Annotated in this window: 15 protein-coding genes and 1 tRNA gene; 11 read left to right on the top strand and 5 right to left on the bottom strand. The window is 58.7% G+C overall.

Features of this window, described 5'->3' with window-relative positions; genetic code table 11:
• Positions 1-19: 19 nt before the first annotated feature.
• Both psb35 and NW808_RS10190 read right to left on the bottom strand, forming a co-directional pair.
• Positions 20-325 carry a photosystem II assembly protein Psb35 gene (gene psb35 / locus NW808_RS10185; protein ID WP_414396052.1) on the bottom strand — a complete coding sequence of 102 codons (306 nt, stop codon included), beginning with the start codon at positions 323-325 and terminating at the stop codon, positions 20-22.
• 98 nt (positions 326-423) lie between these two features.
• Positions 424-642, bottom strand: a complete 219-nt coding sequence (locus NW808_RS10190; protein WP_414396054.1) for a chlorophyll a/b-binding protein — start codon at positions 640-642, stop codon at positions 424-426.
• Between the two features lie 142 nt (positions 643-784).
• On the opposite strand from NW808_RS10190, the gene NW808_RS10195 reads away from it, so the two are divergent.
• From NW808_RS10195 to tpiA, 5 genes are all read left to right on the top strand, one after another.
• Complete coding sequence (locus NW808_RS10195) at positions 785-2,074, top strand: cysteine desulfurase (RefSeq protein WP_414405196.1); 1,290 nt, start codon at positions 785-787, stop codon at positions 2,072-2,074.
• Positions 2,075-3,190, top strand: a complete 1,116-nt coding sequence (locus NW808_RS10200) for an aldo/keto reductase (protein WP_414421109.1) — start codon at positions 2,075-2,077, stop codon at positions 3,188-3,190. It abuts the gene before it with no gap.
• Between the two features lie 98 nt (positions 3,191-3,288).
• Entirely contained in the window at positions 3,289-3,966 is a 678-nt protein-coding gene (locus tag NW808_RS10205) for a hypothetical protein (RefSeq protein ID WP_414396060.1), read from the top strand.
• A gap of 3 nt (positions 3,967-3,969) precedes the next feature.
• The gene (locus NW808_RS10210; RefSeq protein ID WP_414421110.1) at positions 3,970-4,689 is read left to right on the top strand and encodes a hypothetical protein; all 720 of its coding nucleotides are present in this window, start codon (positions 3,970-3,972) and stop codon (positions 4,687-4,689) included.
• Positions 4,690-4,747: 58 nt separating this feature from the next.
• Positions 4,748-5,512: a triose-phosphate isomerase gene (tpiA, locus tag NW808_RS10215; RefSeq protein WP_414405199.1), complete on the top strand. Its 765-nt coding sequence runs from the start codon at positions 4,748-4,750 to the stop codon at positions 5,510-5,512.
• Positions 5,513-5,517: 5 nt separating this feature from the next.
• Here the strand turns inward: tpiA and treY are convergent, their stop codons facing one another.
• Entirely contained in the window at positions 5,518-8,319 is a 2,802-nt protein-coding gene (treY, locus tag NW808_RS10220; RefSeq protein WP_414421111.1) for a malto-oligosyltrehalose synthase, read from the bottom strand.
• Between the two features lie 446 nt (positions 8,320-8,765).
• Between treY and NW808_RS10225 the strand changes: the two genes are divergently transcribed.
• The 3 genes from NW808_RS10225 (at position 8,766) to NW808_RS10235 (ending at position 10,650) form a co-directional block, all read left to right on the top strand.
• Positions 8,766-9,404 (top strand): HD domain-containing protein, encoded by a 639-nt coding sequence (locus tag NW808_RS10225; RefSeq protein WP_414421112.1) that lies wholly within the window; start codon positions 8,766-8,768, stop codon positions 9,402-9,404.
• Positions 9,405-9,441: 37 nt separating this feature from the next.
• Positions 9,442-9,879: a peroxiredoxin gene (locus tag NW808_RS10230; RefSeq protein ID WP_414405202.1), complete on the top strand. Its 438-nt coding sequence runs from the start codon at positions 9,442-9,444 to the stop codon at positions 9,877-9,879.
• Positions 9,880-10,200: 321 nt separating this feature from the next.
• On the top strand, positions 10,201-10,650 hold the full coding sequence (locus NW808_RS10235; protein WP_414421113.1) for a D-alanyl-D-alanine carboxypeptidase family protein: 450 nt from the start codon (positions 10,201-10,203) through the stop codon (positions 10,648-10,650).
• A gap of 46 nt (positions 10,651-10,696) precedes the next feature.
• On the opposite strand, the gene NW808_RS10240 is transcribed toward NW808_RS10235, so the two are convergent.
• Positions 10,697-10,768, bottom strand: a tRNA-Gly gene (locus NW808_RS10240).
• A gap of 137 nt (positions 10,769-10,905) precedes the next feature.
• On the opposite strand from NW808_RS10240, the gene zds reads away from it, so the two are divergent.
• From zds to NW808_RS10255, 3 genes are all read left to right on the top strand, one after another.
• The gene (zds, locus tag NW808_RS10245; RefSeq protein ID WP_414421114.1) at positions 10,906-12,363 is read left to right on the top strand and encodes a 9,9'-di-cis-zeta-carotene desaturase; all 1,458 of its coding nucleotides are present in this window, start codon (positions 10,906-10,908) and stop codon (positions 12,361-12,363) included.
• Between the two features lie 130 nt (positions 12,364-12,493).
• On the top strand, positions 12,494-13,441 hold the full coding sequence (locus NW808_RS10250; RefSeq protein WP_414396073.1) for a sugar phosphate nucleotidyltransferase: 948 nt from the start codon (positions 12,494-12,496) through the stop codon (positions 13,439-13,441).
• Positions 13,442-13,508: 67 nt separating this feature from the next.
• Positions 13,509-14,639 carry a citrate synthase gene (locus tag NW808_RS10255; protein WP_414396075.1) on the top strand — a complete coding sequence of 377 codons (1,131 nt, stop codon included), beginning with the start codon at positions 13,509-13,511 and terminating at the stop codon, positions 14,637-14,639.
• A gap of 226 nt (positions 14,640-14,865) precedes the next feature.
• On the opposite strand, the gene NW808_RS10260 is transcribed toward NW808_RS10255, so the two are convergent.
• Complete coding sequence (locus NW808_RS10260) at positions 14,866-15,843, bottom strand: protochlorophyllide reductase (RefSeq protein ID WP_414421115.1); 978 nt, start codon at positions 15,841-15,843, stop codon at positions 14,866-14,868.
• Between the last annotated feature and the right edge of the window lie 470 nt (positions 15,844-16,313).

A 16,313-nucleotide genomic window follows, 5' to 3' on the forward strand; every position in this document is an offset into this window, starting at 1 on the left:
AAGAAATCCGGGCCGGCTGTTAGCGCAGGCCTAGGACAAAGGCCAGCACACTGTGGCCTACTAGTGCTTCCACTGCGATGCTAATGGCAAACCCCAGCATGGCCAGCCGCCCGTTCCAGCGCTCAGCTTGCTCCGTCCAGCCAATTTCCCATGCCGGTGGAGCTTCGCCCTCTTGCCCATACTGCGGCACATAGGGTGGACGAACAGCACCCTCCCAGCCTGCAGGGCGCTTGGAGTTAAAGAACGCTATCGAACCCAGGGCAACGGCAGCCACTAAGCCTGTTACCATCACAGCAATGTAGGGGAGGAAGGGGTTGTCAAGCATTGCTGTCTAGTGTCGAAGTGCTAAGCCAACAAGCTGGCGGGAGAAGAACTGGGATCCTAGCGGCCCGCCGCCGCTTTCTCTAGCTTGCCTTGCCAGAGCTACCGCAGTCCCAGCCACTGGGCAAGGGTGCTGGCGAAAACACTGTGGCCCACTAGCGCCTCGGTGGCGATGCTGATGACAAAGCCCACCATAGCCAGGCGGCCATTCCAGCGCTCCGCCTGCTCCGTCCAGCCCGGGATCCAGTCGTTGGTGGTGTCGTAGTACTTAGCTACGGAAGCAGAATCCAGGCGAGAAGGGATCCGGGGAGAGGGTTGCATGGTTAATACCTCATAACCTTTCTCAAAGAAAATTAACACCAAATTACAGTTTGTGACAACTCTCTTCTGCCGGCAAGGGAGAGTTTTCGGGGTGGATCCTAGAGCGATGCCATACTGAGGGAGATAGGCTTCTGCGCAGACTATGGCGGTATCTCCTCTTTCTTCCCCCAAGCTGGGCCAGGCTTTTGATGCCGCTGCCGACCTAGCTGCCCAGGTGCGGCCGGATTTTCCAATCCTGCAGCGCCAAATCAACGGCCAGCCGCTCATCTACTTCGACAATGCGGCCACTTCCCAGAAGCCGCTGGCGGTTTTGCAGGCAATGGACCTCTACTATCGGCACAGCAACGCCAACGTGCACCGAGGGGTGCATACTCTGGGCAACGAAGCCACTGAGGCCTATGAGGGGGCGCGGGAGAAGATTGCCCGCTTGGTCAATGCGCCCTCCCCGCAGGAGATCATCTACACCCGCAACGCCAGCGAGGCCATTAACCTAGTGGCCTACAGTTGGGGCATGAGCACCCTAGAGCGGGGAGACGAGATCATCCTGTCGGTGATGGAGCACCACAGCAATTTGATCCCGTGGCAATTCGTGGCTCAGAAGACAGGGGCCTGCCTTAGGTTTATCCAGATCACGCCCGAAGGCGAGCTGGATCTGGAGCACTACCGCTCTCTGCTGGGCAATCGCACCCGCCTAGTGGCGGTAGCTCACGTCTCCAACATGCTGGGATCCATCAACCCGGTTCGGGAGGTGATTGAGTTAGCCCATCGCTACGGGGCTAGGGTGTTGCTGGATGCCTGTCAGAGTGTGCCCCACATGCCTGTGGATGTACAGGCCCTGGATTGCGATTGGCTGGCCTTTTCTGGGCACAAGATGTGCGGCCCCACTGGGATTGGGGTGCTCTACGGCAAGCGGGAGCTGCTGCGGGCCATGCCGCCCTTTTTGGGTGGGGGCGAGATGATTGCTGAGGTGTACTGGGATCACGCCACCTACGCCGATATCCCCCACAAGTTTGAGGCGGGCACGCCGGCCATTGCCCAAGCGGTGGGTTTGGGGGCAGCCGTAGACTACTTGAGCCAGATTGGGCTAGAGCGCGTGCATGCCCATGAGCAAAAGTTAACCGCTCGCCTCCTGGAGGGGCTCCAGCGCATTCCAGGCCTGAAGATCTATGGCCCCAAGGATCCGGCGCGCCGGGCAGGACTGGTCAGCTTTTCGGCGGAGGGCATCCACCCCCACGACCTGTCTACGCTGCTGGATGAGCAGGGGATCGCCATCCGAGCTGGCCACCACTGCACCCAGCCGCTGCACCGCCACTTGCAGGTGCAATCGACAGCGCGGGCCAGCGTCTACCTCTACAACACCCTGGCCGAGGTGGATCGCTTCCTCGAGGTGCTGGCGGAGGCAGTGGCGTTTTTCAGGGAGGCCTTGGGCTAGATGCTCTACCGCCGCTTTGGGCGCACCCAGCAGCTCATGTCGGCTTTTTCCCTGGGCAGCATGCGGCTGGTCAACGTGCCGCCGGAGCAGGCCCAGGCCACGGTGGCAGCGGCGCTGGAGGCAGGGATCAACCACCTGGAAACGGCGCAGGCCTACGGCCATGCAGAGGTGCTCTTGGGGGAGATCCTGCGTAAGCTAGCAGTGCCGCGGCAGCGCCTGATCCTGACCACCAAGCTTACGCCCGGCGAGAGGCTGCGGGAACGACTAGAGGGATCCCTGCGGCGGCTGCAGGTGGAGTATCTGGATCAGTTTGCCTTCCACGGCATCAACCTGCCCGAACACCTGGAGTGGGTACTGCGGGAAGGGTTGCCGCTGCTCAGGCAGGCGCAGCAGGAGGGCCTGGTGCGCTACATCGGCTTTTCCACCCATGGATCCCTGAAGCTAATCCTAGAGGCCATCCAGACCGGCCAGTTTGACTTTGTTAATTTGCACTACCACTTTTTCCAGCAGCGCAATGCACCGGCCCTAGAGGCGGCGGCCCAGCAGGATATGGGGGTGTTCATCATCTCCCCCGCCGACAAGGGGGGAATGCTCTACCGCCCACCCCAGCGCCTGCAGGAGAGCTGTGCGCCCTTTAGCCCCTTGGAGTTTGCCTACCGCTTTTTGCTGGCGGATCCCCGCATCCACACCCTCAGCCTAGGCATCACCCATCCTGACGAGTTACAAACAGCCCTGGTGGCCCTGCAGGATCCGGAGCGCTGGTGGACGGAGGGCCTAGCGGTGCAGGAGCGGCTGCGCCAAGCAGAAGAGGAGCGCCTGGGGTCCAGCCGCTGTGCCCAGTGCTATGCCTGCCTACCCTGTCCAGAAGGGATCCACATCCCAGAGGTGCTGCGGCTGCGCAACTTGGCCATTGCCCACGAGATGACGGAGTTTGCCCAGTATCGCTACAACATGTTTGGCCAGGCGGGGCACTGGTTCCCGGGAGTACCTGCTGACCGCTGCACCGAGTGCGGCGACTGTCTGCCTCGCTGTCCGGAGCACCTGCCGATCCCGGACTTGTTGGCTGAAACCCACCGCCTTTTGCACCGCTCTCCCATTCGGCGGCTGTGGGAGTGAAGAAAATGGGCCACCTGCTGTCTGACCCCGGAAACTTGCCCCAGAGCCTCTCTGCCTCATTCTAAGATGGGGTCTGGTTCTTTCGAGGATCCCGGGGCATGTTGTTGGAGCTTACCCCAGAAGAGTGCGAGTCGGTGATCCCGCTAGTGCCTACGCGGCTCCAGTACGCCGCTTACTGGAGCGATGCCCTCAACAGCGTAGGCCGGATCATTACGGCTATTTTGGTGGGCGTAGCGCTGCTGGTGCTGTCTCGCGCTTTTGGCGAGGGATCCTTCCTGGGGGCAGTCTCCTTTCTGGCAGGGTTTCTCTCGTTGCTCTACCCCTTCCTGTGGGGGCCCCTCTACACCATCTCCCGCCGGCAGATGGCTTTTCGCGAGATCCCTTACGGAGGGCTCTTTTTTGGCCAGGTGTTGAGCACCCGCCGCTACGAGGTGGTGGTGGAAGAGCGGAAAAAGCTGGATGAGGACGGGGAGCTCTACATCGAGGAGGTGCGAGAGCGCCAGTTTGAGATGGAAATTGGCGATGAGACAGGGGTTACTTACCGCGTGCGGGCTAGGGATGATCCCCGCTACCGGCGAATTGTTAAGAAACAATCGGTGTTGGCGTTGGTGAAAGCCTATTCGCGCGATCTGCGGCGCCGGCCGACCTTGAGCGAAGTCTACGTGGTCAAGCTAGGGGAATGGGTAGGGGATGTTTCCTATTTGGATCGGGAGGCGTTTCTGCAGTTGGCCGATGAGCTGCTGGCGCTCGAGCTAGGCCCGGAGGCAAAAGCCTAAGCGATGTCGGAAGCTGGAATCACCCGCGCGGCTTGGATCGTGGCGGCCTTGGTGGCTTCGGCAGCTCTGGGGCCGTGGCTAGCTCTGCCTTTGGCTGGGATGGTGGCCTTGGGGATTGTCGAACAGGTGGCCTTTGGGGGGCGGCTATTGGGGTTGCTGGGCGCGCTTCTGGATTGGGCTTCTCCAGCCTATCGGCAGCGGGTCATCCGCCACGAGGCGGGACACATTTTGGTGGCCCACCTGCTGGGGATCCCCTTGCGCGGCTACGTGCTCAGCCCTTGGCAAGCCTTCCGACGAGGGATCCCGGGCTACGGCGGAGTGGAGCTGGATCCGGCCCCCATGTACACCTGGGAAGCCCAGGGGGTCATCTCCTGGGCAGATCTGGAGCGCTACGGCCTGTTTTGGATGGCAGGGGCTGCCGCAGAGTCTCTGCACTATGGCCAAGTGGTGGGGGATGAGGAGGATAGGCAACAGTTGGCTAAGCTCCTGTCAGGGATCCGGGCTGCCCCGCCTTTGGCCTCTGCTGCTCAAGTGAGGGTTCAAATGAACCGCTTCTTGCGCCAGAGCCGGGCATTGTTGCAAGCCCACCCTGAAGCCTATGCCGTTGCCGTCCAGCACCTGGAGCGGGGCTCCCCCCTGCAAGACTGCCTAGCTGCTATAGCAGCCAGCTTGGAAGAGCGCCGCCAGCAAGCTCCTCCGCCCTCTTTTGGAACCGCTTGCTGATACACTCGAAATCGGGATTCCCCTTTGGGATCGTTGTGTCGCTTAGGGAGGATCTAGCTTGCGTCCCATCCTCATCGCGGGCAACTGGAAAATGCACAAAACCCAGGTGGAGGCCCGCCAGTTTCTCCGCGAGTTTGGCCCAGCCCTGCAAGCGTCGTCTTCAGGGGTGATGCCGCAGCGGCAGATCATCCTGTGCGTGCCCTTTACAGACCTGGCCGTGGTGGCAGAAGAAACGCGGGGATCCGGCATAGCTGTGGGAGCGCAAAACCTGCATTGGGAGGATCAAGGGGCGTTTACGGGAGAGATCTCCGGCCCCATGCTGGTAGAGCTGGGGGTGCGCTACGTTATCGTTGGCCACAGCGAGCGACGGCAGTACTTTGGCGAAACGGATGAAACCGTCAACCGGCGCTTGGCGGCGGCCCAGCGGCATGGGCTCACCCCTATCCTCTGTGTGGGGGAAAGCTTGCAGCAGCGGGAACAGGGGCTAACCGAGTCTTGGATTGTGGGACAGTTGGATCGCGCCTTGACAGGGATCAATCTGCAAAACCTTGTGATTGCCTACGAGCCCATCTGGGCCATTGGCACGGGAAAAACCTGTGCAGCCGCTGAGGCCAACCGCGTCATTGGCCTTATTCGCCAGCATCTGGGCGCTGACCATCTACCCATCCTCTACGGTGGCTCGGTCAAAGCCAGCAATATCGACGAGCTGATGGCCCAGCCGCAGATTGATGGCGTACTGGTGGGGGGTGCTAGCCTCGATCCCCAAGAGTTTGCCCGCATTGTCAACTTCCAGGCCCTGACTCCTGCGGCAGCGGCTCCCTAGGCTCCTCAGCGAGATTGCCCCCATAGCAGAGCCACGGGGAAAGACTTGAGGACGGCCCCCACGGGCAAGCTGTCGCCACCAAGGATCTCTTCCTGGGTTAAGCCATTCACCCAGTCCAGCCGCTTCCAGCGCGGCAGTTGAATTTCCGTATCTTTCCAAACCGATTCCCCTAGGGGATCTTGAGTTTCATCAATTAAGGAAGTTAAAAAGCGGGGTGCCACCACCAGCACGACTTGTTTATCGTGCTGACGGGCAAAGGCTATAACGTGGTTGGCATAGGAGCCGCTCACCTGTAGAGGAATATAACTGCCTTCCAGAAACAGCTGCGGCTGTTCCTGACGGGCCCTGAGCACCAGGTGGATGAGAAACAGCTTAATGCGGCCATCGTGGCGGTGGAGCAGAAGATCTTGGATAAGTTGCAGGGGATCCTGCTTGATTCGCCGCTGGATTTCTTCGAGGTAAGCTAGGCGACGGGAAAAGTCCACGGGTCGGCGATTGTCGGGATCCACCATGCTGAGATCCCACAGCTCCGTGCCCTGATAGATATCCGGGATCCCAGGGCTAGTGAGCTTCAGCAGAGTTTGAGAGAGAGAGTTAAAGATGCCAAAGTGGGCAATTTTGCGCTGAAAGGGCAGGAAAGACTCCAAGAAGGGGCTTGAGGGCTGCAGGATTTGATCGATGAAAGCAAGGGTAGCTTCTTCGTATTCGGTATCGGGGCGAAGCCAGGCAGTATGGACTTTAGCTTCCCGAACTGCTTTGATGGCGTAGTCTTTAACTCGCTGGACAAAGGTCGGAACTTCCTCTGGTTGAAAAGGATAGGAGCCGATCAAAGTCTGATAGAGAAAATACTCGTCGTTGCGATCTGGCAGCTCCGAACGCTTGGCTTGCTTGCGGTAAACTTTATAGCCAACATTGAGCTCGTGCCAAAGGTTAATATGTCTCTCCCACTCGGCGGGTATTTCGGAGAGTACGTTCAGGCGGGCCCGCACATCCTCGCCGCGCTTGGTGTCGTGGGTGGAAGAGGCATTTAGGGTCAAAGGCCACTGGGCTGCTCGTTCTTGGTTAAAGCGATGGAACTCCTGGATAGAAATGCCAAAACGACACAGATCGCTGCCTACCTCGTTTAGGGATAGCAGCCTATTGTAAACGTAGAAGGCCGTGTCCTCTACCCCTTTGGCCATGAGAGGGCCGGCCAACTGTTGCAGCCGCATGGCAAAGTAGATTTGCTCGTTTTTCTCTTCCTCCGAGATGTTTTCGGGGAACTCAAGACAGAGAAAGCGCTGTAGGAAATTCAACTCGTTGACTAAGATGGGCAGGTTCTCCTTAGCTTTCTCTACAGCTTGGCGGATAGCCTGCTGACCTTCTGGGCTGAGAACCCCTTCATGGATGTAGACTCGGTAAACTGGGAAACACACCAAAACCTCTGCCAGAGCTCGGCGCAAGCTGTAGAGAGTAAAGTCGTTGGCATAGCGGTGATGGCTGGTAATTCGCTTAAGCAAAAAGGCAAGGTTGTCCATGTCCCCCGCTAGGTTGCGCTCAATGATTAGGCGTTTTTTGTCTTCGATTACCTGTTCGGGAGACTGCCTTAGATCGGTAAAGTTCTGATATAGCCTTTCAAACGCCTCCTCGTTCTCAGAGCAGCAAAAGAGGCCGTTCAGCTTAGCCAGGAAGTCATAACCTGTTGTGCCCTGTACCGGCCACTGAGGAGGCAGCTTCTCGTCAGGCCCCAGTATTTTTTCTACAACGATGTAGAGATCTGGACAGCGCTCACGGAGGCGATGGAGATATTCCTCCGGGTTAAATAGGCCATCAATATGGTCAATGCGCAAGCCCGTAAAGCGCCCTTGCTCTGCAAGCTTAAAGATGAGCTGGTGCGTTTTGCGAAAGACCTCCCGGTCTTCTACCCGCAGCGAGATCAAGTCATTGATGGTAAAGAAGCGACGGTAGTTGATCTCTTCAGCACCTACCTTCCAGAAGGAAAGGCGGAAGTTTTGCCGTGCCAAGAGACTGTCCAGCAAGTCAAAGCTTGAGGGATCTCCTGGCTTGCCATTAAAGATGGCAATGTTCTCATCAAAAAAGCTTTGAATATGCGGGCTGGAGGTATAAAGCTCCCACAGAGAGTGCTTAGCAAAATTGATTTGGTCAGTGCGCTCTAGGAGGTCTTCTTTGCTAGGAATAAACTTGAGGCTGAAGAGAATTCCCAGTAGCTTGACGTAGTCAGGGTGGCTGCGTCCTAGTTTTCGCCGCAGCTTGCCTAAGTTGTAAGTAAAAACATCGGCGTAGGTGTCGATATTGAGAGGAAACCTCAAGTTGAAGTAGTTAATGCTAAGGCCATCGGCATCGTAGCGAAGCTGGATTTGTCCAGACTCTAAGCATTTGTTATAGAAATCTCCTAGAAAGGGTGCTAAAATTCTGCCCTTGATGCCAAGATAGGAGTGATCCCAGTCAACATCGAAGTAATCGATAAAGTCTGAGTTGGGGCCGCTTTCCAGCACATCCATTAGCATTCGATTTTGGCCGTCATAGGCCATGTGATTGGGAACAATGTCTTGGATCCAGCCAATTCCCTGCTGGTGGAGAGTTTCCCATAGAACTTCAAATTTTTCGATCCCTCCCAGTTCGCAGTTGATCTGGGTGGGATCCACCACGTCGTAGCCGTGGGTACTGCCTTTGCGAGCCTGAAAGATGGGAGAGGCGTACAGATCGCTAACACCCAGCAACTTTAGGTAGGGGACGATTTGCCGTGCTGCCTCGAAGTCAAAACCGGCGTGAAACTGGATGCGATAGGTGCAAGTCGGGATCCGCATGGTGACCTCTAACTAGAAAGGGTTTTTCCAGGTTGACATACTCCCTGCAGCTGTAGCTGGCTTCTAGGCGGCAGCTAGCAGAGCCTTGGAGCTGCCAATGAGTCCCGAGCTTGTCTCTAAGCCGTCATGGCCTTCTGACGGTAGCATGCTGTCCCATTTTCAGGCTCTACCCGACACAACCTCAGCCAGCGCCGTTTGCAGCTGCAAGGCCAATTGGGAGGGGAGGCTATCTTGACTCCAAAACAGAGCTGCTGCTGAGCGGCAATGGGGATTTCCTGCCAGTCCTCAAGTAGAGGTGGCCGCCTACCAGCCAAATCACTCCGAGCTCCTTCGCCTAGCAGTACACTTGGCAGGGGGCTGGGATCTGAACCTCTGAGGTTCCGACCAGGTGCTAACGATCCCCGCCCCATCTCCTCAACTTACCAACCCCGACTAGAGAGAGACCGATGTCCACCCACTTGACGCCGCGGTTTGCCGAGGCCATGCGCTACGCCTACCGATGGCACGCTGCTCAAACCCGCAAGGGAACCAGGATCCCTTACCTCAGCCACCTGTTGGCCGTAGCCTCCATTGCCCTAGAGTACGGTGCCGATGAGGATGAGGCCATTGCTGCTTTGCTCCACGACAGCCTGGAAGATGGCCCCCGCTACAGTGGCGAGCCACGAGCCCAGATTGAACAGCAACTGCGGGAGCGCTTTGGAGAACGAGTGCTGCAGATCATCTTAGGGTGTACGGATACTGAAAGCGATAGCTCCCGGGGCGAGCCCAAAGAAAACTGGAAGGAGCGGAAAACGGCCTACTTGAAGCATTTGGAAACCGCAGACGCTTCGGTTCTGCTGGTGGCTGCCGCTGACAAGCTGCACAACGCCCGCTGCATCCTACGGGACTTTCGCCAGCTAGGGGATCAGCTTTGGGAGCGCTTCTCCGGCGGTAAGGAGGGATCCCTATGGTACTACCGCTCGCTGGCGGAGATCCTGGGACGACGGCTACCTTCGGGGTTAGCTGCGGAGCTCCAGGAAGTGGTGGCCGAGTTGCAACGGACAGCCGAGCCGAATCCGGCGCTTGACAGGGAGGAGGGGGGCTGAAGAAAATGCTGAGGGCAGTCCTATAGTTCACCCGTCTATGGTTCTTGCGGTCGGTACCCCTGCTCCTGGCTTTAACACCGTCGACGCCCACGGCAACCCGGTTTCCCTAGCCGATTTTGCTGGGAAAACGGTGATTCTTTACTTTTACCCCAAAGATGACACCCCTGGCTGCACCAAAGAGGCCTGCGGCTTCCGTGACGCCTACGCGGACTATCAGAGCAAAGACTTGGTGGTGCTGGGGGTAAGCATGGACGACCAAGCTTCCCACAAGAAGTTTGCCGAAAAGTACAACTTGCCCTTCCCTCTCTTGGTGGATAGCGACGGCGCAATTGCCCGCGCCTACGATGTGGACGGAGGCGGCTATGCCAAGCGAGTAACCTACGTCATTGATGGTGAGGGCAAAATTGCTAAGGTCTACCAAAACATTAATACGGAAACTCACGCCCGCGATATCTTGGCGGACTTGGGCCGGTGAGGAGGCTGAACCTGAGGGCTTGCCTCCCAGCCTTTGGGTATGAACGACGACATTCCAGTTGCGCGTCGCTACCCTCCCCCTCCAGCAAAAGCGCAAGGCTCCTCAGGTCCCTGGAGGCTAGGCTTAAGGCTAGGTCTAGCCTTGCTTACGCTGCTGCTCTCAACGGTGTGGGCAGTGGGCAGGTTGCCAGGATCACCAGGATCAAAGGAAAGAAGAGAACCCCTGGCGCAAGATCTCTCTGTTTCTCAGCAAGGAGAGGGCAGGCCCTCTCTGCTGGGCCACTATGCCTATGCTGAAGCTCCGCCAGAGACCCTCCAGGTAGTGAGCTATTACCACGGTCGTGAGGTGCGCCTGCGCCACGCTGCTGCCGAGAACTACCGGCGAATGAGCGCAGCGGCTCTAGCCGACGGGATCCGCCTTGTCCCTATCTCTGGGTTTCGCTCGATAGCAGAGCAGGAGGCTTTGTTTTTTCAAGTAGCCCAAGCGCGGGCTCTGCGGCCAGGAGAACGGGCTGCAGTCAGCGCTCCCCCGGGATATAGCGAGCATCACACCGGCTACGCTATCGACCTTGGGGATGCCCAGTTTCCGCAGTGGGATCTCCAGGAGGCTTTTGAAAAGACTCCTGCCTTCCGCTGGCTGGAGAAGAACGCTGCTCGTTTTGGCTTTGAGCTGTCCTTCCCCCGCGGCAACCCCCAAGGGGTAAGCTACGAGCCCTGGCACTGGCGCTTTGTGGGCGACCGCTACAGCCTAGAGACCTTCTACAAGCGATAGGCAACCTCCCCTTCCCTTGGAAGAGAAGCCAAGGGAGTGCCAAGAAAGCGGATGACGCGATTCGAACGCGCGACCTTCTCGTTGGCAACGAGAAGCTCTACCACTGAGCTACATCCGCACTAGCTAGTAGTGTATGGTGACAAACTTTGCCGCTGTCTGTCAAGGGGGGAAGTGGGCGGCATTTTGTTCCAGAATGGGAGCAGTTCATCTTTCTTTGCAGTTGCGTCAGCCCCTGGCGGGGCCTAGGAAATCGCGATGCGGGTAGCCATTATTGGAGCAGGGTTGGCCGGCTTGGCAACGGGGGTTTACTTGGCTGAGGCGGGCCATGAAGTGCAGATCTACGAGGCGCGGCCCTTTGCCGGCGGCAAGGTGGGATCCTGGCAGGATGCCGAGGGCAACCACATCGAGATGGGATTGCACGTTTTTTTCTGCAACTACAGCAACCTGTTTGCCCTGATGAAAAAGGTGGGGGCCTACGAGAATCTGCTGCCCAAGCAGCACGTCCACACCTTTGTCAACCGCGGCGGGCGGGTGGCCAGCCTCGATTTTCGCTTTCCCCTAGGAGCACCCTTCAACGGCCTCAAAGCTTTTTTTACCACCAACCAGCTCTCCTGGGCCGATAAACTGCGCAACGCCTTGGCGCTAGGCACTAGCCCCTTGATTCGCGGCCTGCTGGACTACGAAGGGGCAATGCAACAGATTCGCGCTTTGGATCGGGTAAGCTTTGCCGAGTGGTTCCGCCAGCACGGCGGGTCTGAGGGTAGCCTGAAGCGGATGTGGAACCCCATTGCCTATGCCCTGGGCTTCATCGACACGGAGCAGATTTCTGCTCGCTGCATGCTGACCATCTTTCAGATGTTTGCCAGCAAAACAGACGCCTCTAAGCTCAATTTCCTCAAGGGATCCCCGGACAATTACCTTACCCAACCCATCGTCCGCTACCTGCAAGCCCGCGGCGGTCAGGTTCATACCCGGCGGGGGGTTAGCCGCATTGAAGTCAGCGACTCCCCCCCCTACGCGGTAACCGGCCTGGTTTTGGCCAACGGCGAGCGCGTGGAGGCGGATGTGTATGTATGTGCAACGGCGGTAGAAGGGGCGAAACGCTTGATCCCCCAGGTGTGGCGGCAATGGCCCCAGTTCGACAACCTCTACAAGCTGGACTCGGTGCCGGTTGCCACGGTGCAGTTGCGCTTCGACGGCTGGGTGACGGAGCTAAATCCCCAGGGCCGGGCCAAACGCGCCGTCGACTACCCCCAGCCGCTTGGCATCGACAACCTCCTCTACACTGCCGATGCCGATTTCTCCTGCTTTGCCGATCTCGCCCTCACCAGCCCTGCTGACTACTACAAACCCGGCCAGGGATCCCTGCTGCAATGCGTGCTTACGCCCGGGGATCCCTTTATCTCCATGTCCAGCGAGGCCATTGCCCAGCACGTGCTGCACCAAGTGCATGAGCTCTTTCCCTCCTCGCGGCAACTGAACCTGACCTGGTACAGCGTGGTCAAGCTGGCCCACTCTCTCTACCGCGAGGCGCCAGGCATGGAGCCCTATCGGCCGCAGCAGAAAACTCCCGTGCCCAACTTCTTCCTTGCCGGCAGCTACACCGCCCAGGACTACATCGACAGCATGGAAGGAGCCACCCTCTCTGGCCAGTTGGCTGCCCAGGCCATCCTGGCCGCCTACCGGGATCCCCAGCCGTCGCCGCCAGCCTAGCAGGCCTTCGCTGCCCAGCGGAACGGCGGCAAAGGGAGGCTCTCCCCGCCTCTGGCTCAGCCAGTTGGCTCTGGCAAGCCGGATCCTTTTCCCCTACCATCTAGGCTGGGAAAATGGGTTGGGGACAGCTATGCAGGCGGTAATTCTGGCAGGGGGGCAGGGAACTCGCTTACGGCCTTTGACCTTATGGCAGCCAAAGCCGTTGCTGCCCTTGTTGGAGGTACCTTTTTTGCACTGGCTCATTGGCCGCTGCCGTCGAGCTGGCTTGACGGACATCCTGTTGAGCGTTGGGTACTTGGGCAGGCAAATCGAGGCTGCCCTAGGAGATGGCGCTGCCTGGGGGGTAAAGCTCCGCTACATCGTCGAGGAAACACCGCTGGATACGGCAGGGGCTTTGGTGTTGGCCCAGCCCTATTTCAACGGGGATCCCTTGGTGGTCTTCAACGCCGATATCCTCACCGATCTGGATCTGGCGGCATTGATGCGCTGTCATCTGCAGAGCGGGGCTGTTGCCACCCTTACCCTTGCCCGCGTTGAGGACATCACCGCCTACGGCCTGGTGGAAGTGGGGGAAGGCGGCCGGATCCAATCCTTTCGGGAAAAGCCCACCCCTGCCGAAGCCCTCACCCTGACCACCAACACCATCAACGCTGGCACCTATGTCCTCGATCCAGCCATTTTCAAGGACTACCCCAGCGGGGATCCCCTTAGCTTTGAGCGGCGCGTCTTCCCCGACCTGCTCCAGCAAGGGCAGCGGCTGCAAGCCTACCTGCACACGGGCTACTGGCGGGATCTGGGCACGCCGGCCAGCTACTACCAGGGTCAACTGGATATTCTCCTAGGCCGGATGAGGGATTTTCCGCTCGAGGATGTGGAAGAACGGGCGCCCGGGATCTGGGTTCACAAGACGGCTGAGGTCCACCCCGCCGCCCAACTGCACGCCCCTTGCTACATCGGCGCCTATACCCGCCTAGGGCCCCAAGCCCAGATCCCTGCTGGCACTATCCTGGGCAGCTACAGTTGGGTCAATGGCCCCCTGCAGCCAGGGGCTTACGGGCCAGGCCTCCTCGTGGTTTAATGTAGCGGATAGCAAGCAAAGTAGCGCCCTTGTTCTCTCGTTTTGGGGAGCACATAGGCATCCAGCTATGGCGGAATACAGGCCTGGGCTAGAGGGCGTTCCGGCCACGCGATCCAACATTAGCTTTGTCGACGGCCAGGCAGGGATCCTGGAATACCGCGGCATCCCCATTGAGGAGCTGGCGGCCCACAGTACCTTTCTGGAGACAGCTTACTTGCTGATTTTTGGCAAGCTGCCCACCCAGTCGGAGCTGGACAACTTTGATCAGGCTGTCCGCAGCCATCGGCGGGTCAAGTACCGTATCCGCGACATGATTAAGTCGTTTCCCGACTCGGGCCACCCGATGGATGCCCTACAGACCTGTGTCGCCAGCCTGGGCATGTTCTACCCGGTGCAGGAGGCAGATCCCGACTACGTCTTTGTCACGGTTACCCGCCTGCTGGCCAAGCTGCCGACGATGGTGGCCATGTTTCACCAGATGCGGCAGGGCAACGATCCCATTCCCCCTGACGACAGCCTGGATCATGCCGCCAATTTCCTCTACATGCTCTCGGGCAAAAAGCCAGATCCCTGGCTAGCTCGCGTTTTCGATACCTGTCTCATCCTGCACGCCGAGCACACGGTTAACGCTTCAACCTTTGCCCTTTTGGTGAGCGCCTCGACCCTGGCTAGCCCCTACAGCAGCCTGGCCACAGCGGTGGGCACCCTTTCGGGGTTGCTGCACGGCGGGGCCAACCAAGAGGTAATGAAGCTGTTGCGGCAGATTGGCTCAGTGGAGAACGTCCGCCCGTTTATTGAAGAAAAGCTGGCTAGAAAAGAGCGGATTATGGGCATGGGGCACCGCGTCTACAAAGTGAAGGATCCGCGGGCTATCATCCTGCAAAAGCTTGCCGAGGAGCTGTTCGAGCGCCACGGCCACGACAAGTACTACGACATTGCCCTGGAGGTAGAGCGGGTGTGTGCAGAGCTGCTGGGACCCAAGGGCATCTACCCCAACGTGGACTTCTACTCAGGCTTGGTCTACGCCAAGTTGGGGATCCCAGAGGATTTGTTTACGCCGGTGTTTGCCATTGCCCGGGTAGCGGGTTGGCTGGCCCATTGGCGGGAGCAGTTGGCGGATAATCGCCTCTTTCGCCCCACCCAGGTCTACACCGGCAAGCGCCAGCAGCGCTACATCCCCATTTCGGAGCGGAGCTAAGGTTAACCCCGTTGGACAGGGTGCGAAGATCCCCTGGCTTGCATCGGGCTGGCTTTGGCCAAGGTCCCTTGCCCCTGCGGGATCCCGAGGTCCTCCAGATCCACCTTGAGGATCCAAGGGCATAGGTGCCAAGCCCAACAATGGTGCTGGGGTTGCGATCCCCAAAAGTTGGGGGTGTAGACTACGCAACCAATTGGCCAGCGGTGGTTCCTAGAAACTGGCAAAGCTAGAGGGCCGCCAACTGGGGCACACCCACCAGTTTCTCGCTCAGCTCCCAGAGCAACTTGGCTTTGGCCTCATCCTTTGCTTCGTCAGAAACCTCCTGGTTAAAGGGCCTGGCATTCTTCCGTTGCCGGTTGCCCCAGCTCCAGTAGAATCCCGACTGGCGAAATTCGGGATCGGCCACCACCTGCGCCACCCGCTCGCCGGCCAGCTCTTGGGAGACATAGCCACCGGTGATGTATTTTTGAAACCAGGGGAAAAGCTTTTGGAACAAGGGATAGTGATGGCGGAAGAGGCCGCTTTCCGCCACACAGCCGGGGTAAAGGGAGAGAAAGGTGATGCCGGTGCTCTCGTGGAAGCGGCGGTGCAGCTCCCGCATGGTGATGATGTTGCAAACTTTGCTGTCTTTGTAGGCCTTGACGGGATCGAACTTGCCGCCGTCGGCCATGCTGATGGGTTCCTTAAAGCCCTGGGCAAAGCCCCGCAGATCCCCTAGGTGAGGCTGGGGTGGGATCTTGCCTCCCAGCTCTTTGGGGTTGTGGGTAACCGTTCCTAAGATTACCAACCGCCGATCCGGGTAAGGGGAGCGCTTGAGATCCTCCAGCATCAGGTGGCAGAGGAGGAAATGTCCTAGGTGGTTGGTGGCCATGGTTAGCTCATAGCCCTCGGGGCTGCGCAGGGGCTGCTTGAGCAGGGGCATGTAGATGGCGGCGTTGCACACCAGGGCATCCAGAGAACGGCCCGACTGACGGAACTGCTCGACAAACTGCCGAACACTGGCCAGGCTGGCCAGATCAATTGGCATCAGGCTGTAGCTCCCCTCTGGGATCCCCACCTGCTGGGCCATCCGCCGGCCCTTGTCCGGATCCCGGCAGGCCATGACCACGTGCCAGCCCCGCTTGGCCAAAGCTAAGGAGGCATACAGGCCAACGCCTGAGGAAGCACCAGTAATCACGACGGTGGGTTGCATTTGCCCTTCCATATCCACCTCCTAGACTGTTTCCTGGGGGGGGATCCCTCAGATCCCTGCAGGATCCATCTTGGAGTGGAAAGGGGTCTAGACAAGGAATTGATAAGGTTTGCGACGCTTTTCCGGGCCATTCCCTTCATTTTTAGATACAAGCTTGGCCTTGCCAGCTCAGGTAGATCCAGGTGGCCAAAGCCGCACCGCTGTTGCGAACGAGGACTAAAGAAGGTCGCTAGGGCTTCCCAGCACAATGGGCAACCTCGCCAGCGCACCTTCTACCTTGACGGGGGTTAGCTAAGCTAGTAAGCGAGCAGGTACGTTTCTTCGGGTAGGCATTTCGCCTAGGCTAAAGTTGGCTCCGCCTTTGGCCTGCGTGCTCGCTCAAGAGCAAGGAGCAACTACCGTCAGCTCGACGGGAAGTGACGCCTGTGGAGATCCCTCTAGTGGGGTAGCGGAGGTGAACTCTGCTGCTAGCTATGGGTCGT

Source organism: Synechococcus sp. W70.1 (assembly GCF_047461515.1).
In the GTDB taxonomy this organism is placed as follows: Bacteria; Cyanobacteriota; Cyanobacteriia; order Thermostichales; family Thermostichaceae; genus Thermostichus.

Excerpts from the sequence above, each read along its gene's own strand:
- psb35 (WP_414396052.1), bottom strand. The coding sequence starts at position 325 with ATGCTTGACAACCCCTTCCTCCCCTACATTGCTGTGATGGTAACAGGC.
- NW808_RS10190 (WP_414396054.1), bottom strand. The coding sequence starts at position 642 with ATGCAACCCTCTCCCCGGATCCCTTCTCGCCTGGATTCTGCTTCCGTA.
- NW808_RS10195 (WP_414405196.1), top strand. The coding sequence starts at position 785 with ATGGCGGTATCTCCTCTTTCTTCCCCCAAGCTGGGCCAGGCTTTTGAT.
- NW808_RS10200 (WP_414421109.1), top strand. The coding sequence starts at position 2,075 with ATGCTCTACCGCCGCTTTGGGCGCACCCAGCAGCTCATGTCGGCTTTT.
- NW808_RS10205 (WP_414396060.1), top strand. The coding sequence starts at position 3,289 with ATGTTGTTGGAGCTTACCCCAGAAGAGTGCGAGTCGGTGATCCCGCTA.
- NW808_RS10210 (WP_414421110.1), top strand. The coding sequence starts at position 3,970 with ATGTCGGAAGCTGGAATCACCCGCGCGGCTTGGATCGTGGCGGCCTTG.
- treY (WP_414421111.1), bottom strand. The coding sequence starts at position 8,319 with ATGCGGATCCCGACTTGCACCTATCGCATCCAGTTTCACGCCGGTTTT.
- NW808_RS10225 (WP_414421112.1), top strand. The coding sequence starts at position 8,766 with ATGTCCACCCACTTGACGCCGCGGTTTGCCGAGGCCATGCGCTACGCC.
- NW808_RS10230 (WP_414405202.1), top strand. The coding sequence starts at position 9,442 with ATGGTTCTTGCGGTCGGTACCCCTGCTCCTGGCTTTAACACCGTCGAC.
- zds (WP_414421114.1), top strand. The coding sequence starts at position 10,906 with ATGCGGGTAGCCATTATTGGAGCAGGGTTGGCCGGCTTGGCAACGGGG.
- NW808_RS10250 (WP_414396073.1), top strand. The coding sequence starts at position 12,494 with ATGCAGGCGGTAATTCTGGCAGGGGGGCAGGGAACTCGCTTACGGCCT.
- NW808_RS10255 (WP_414396075.1), top strand. The coding sequence starts at position 13,509 with ATGGCGGAATACAGGCCTGGGCTAGAGGGCGTTCCGGCCACGCGATCC.
- NW808_RS10260 (WP_414421115.1), bottom strand. The coding sequence starts at position 15,843 with ATGGAAGGGCAAATGCAACCCACCGTCGTGATTACTGGTGCTTCCTCA.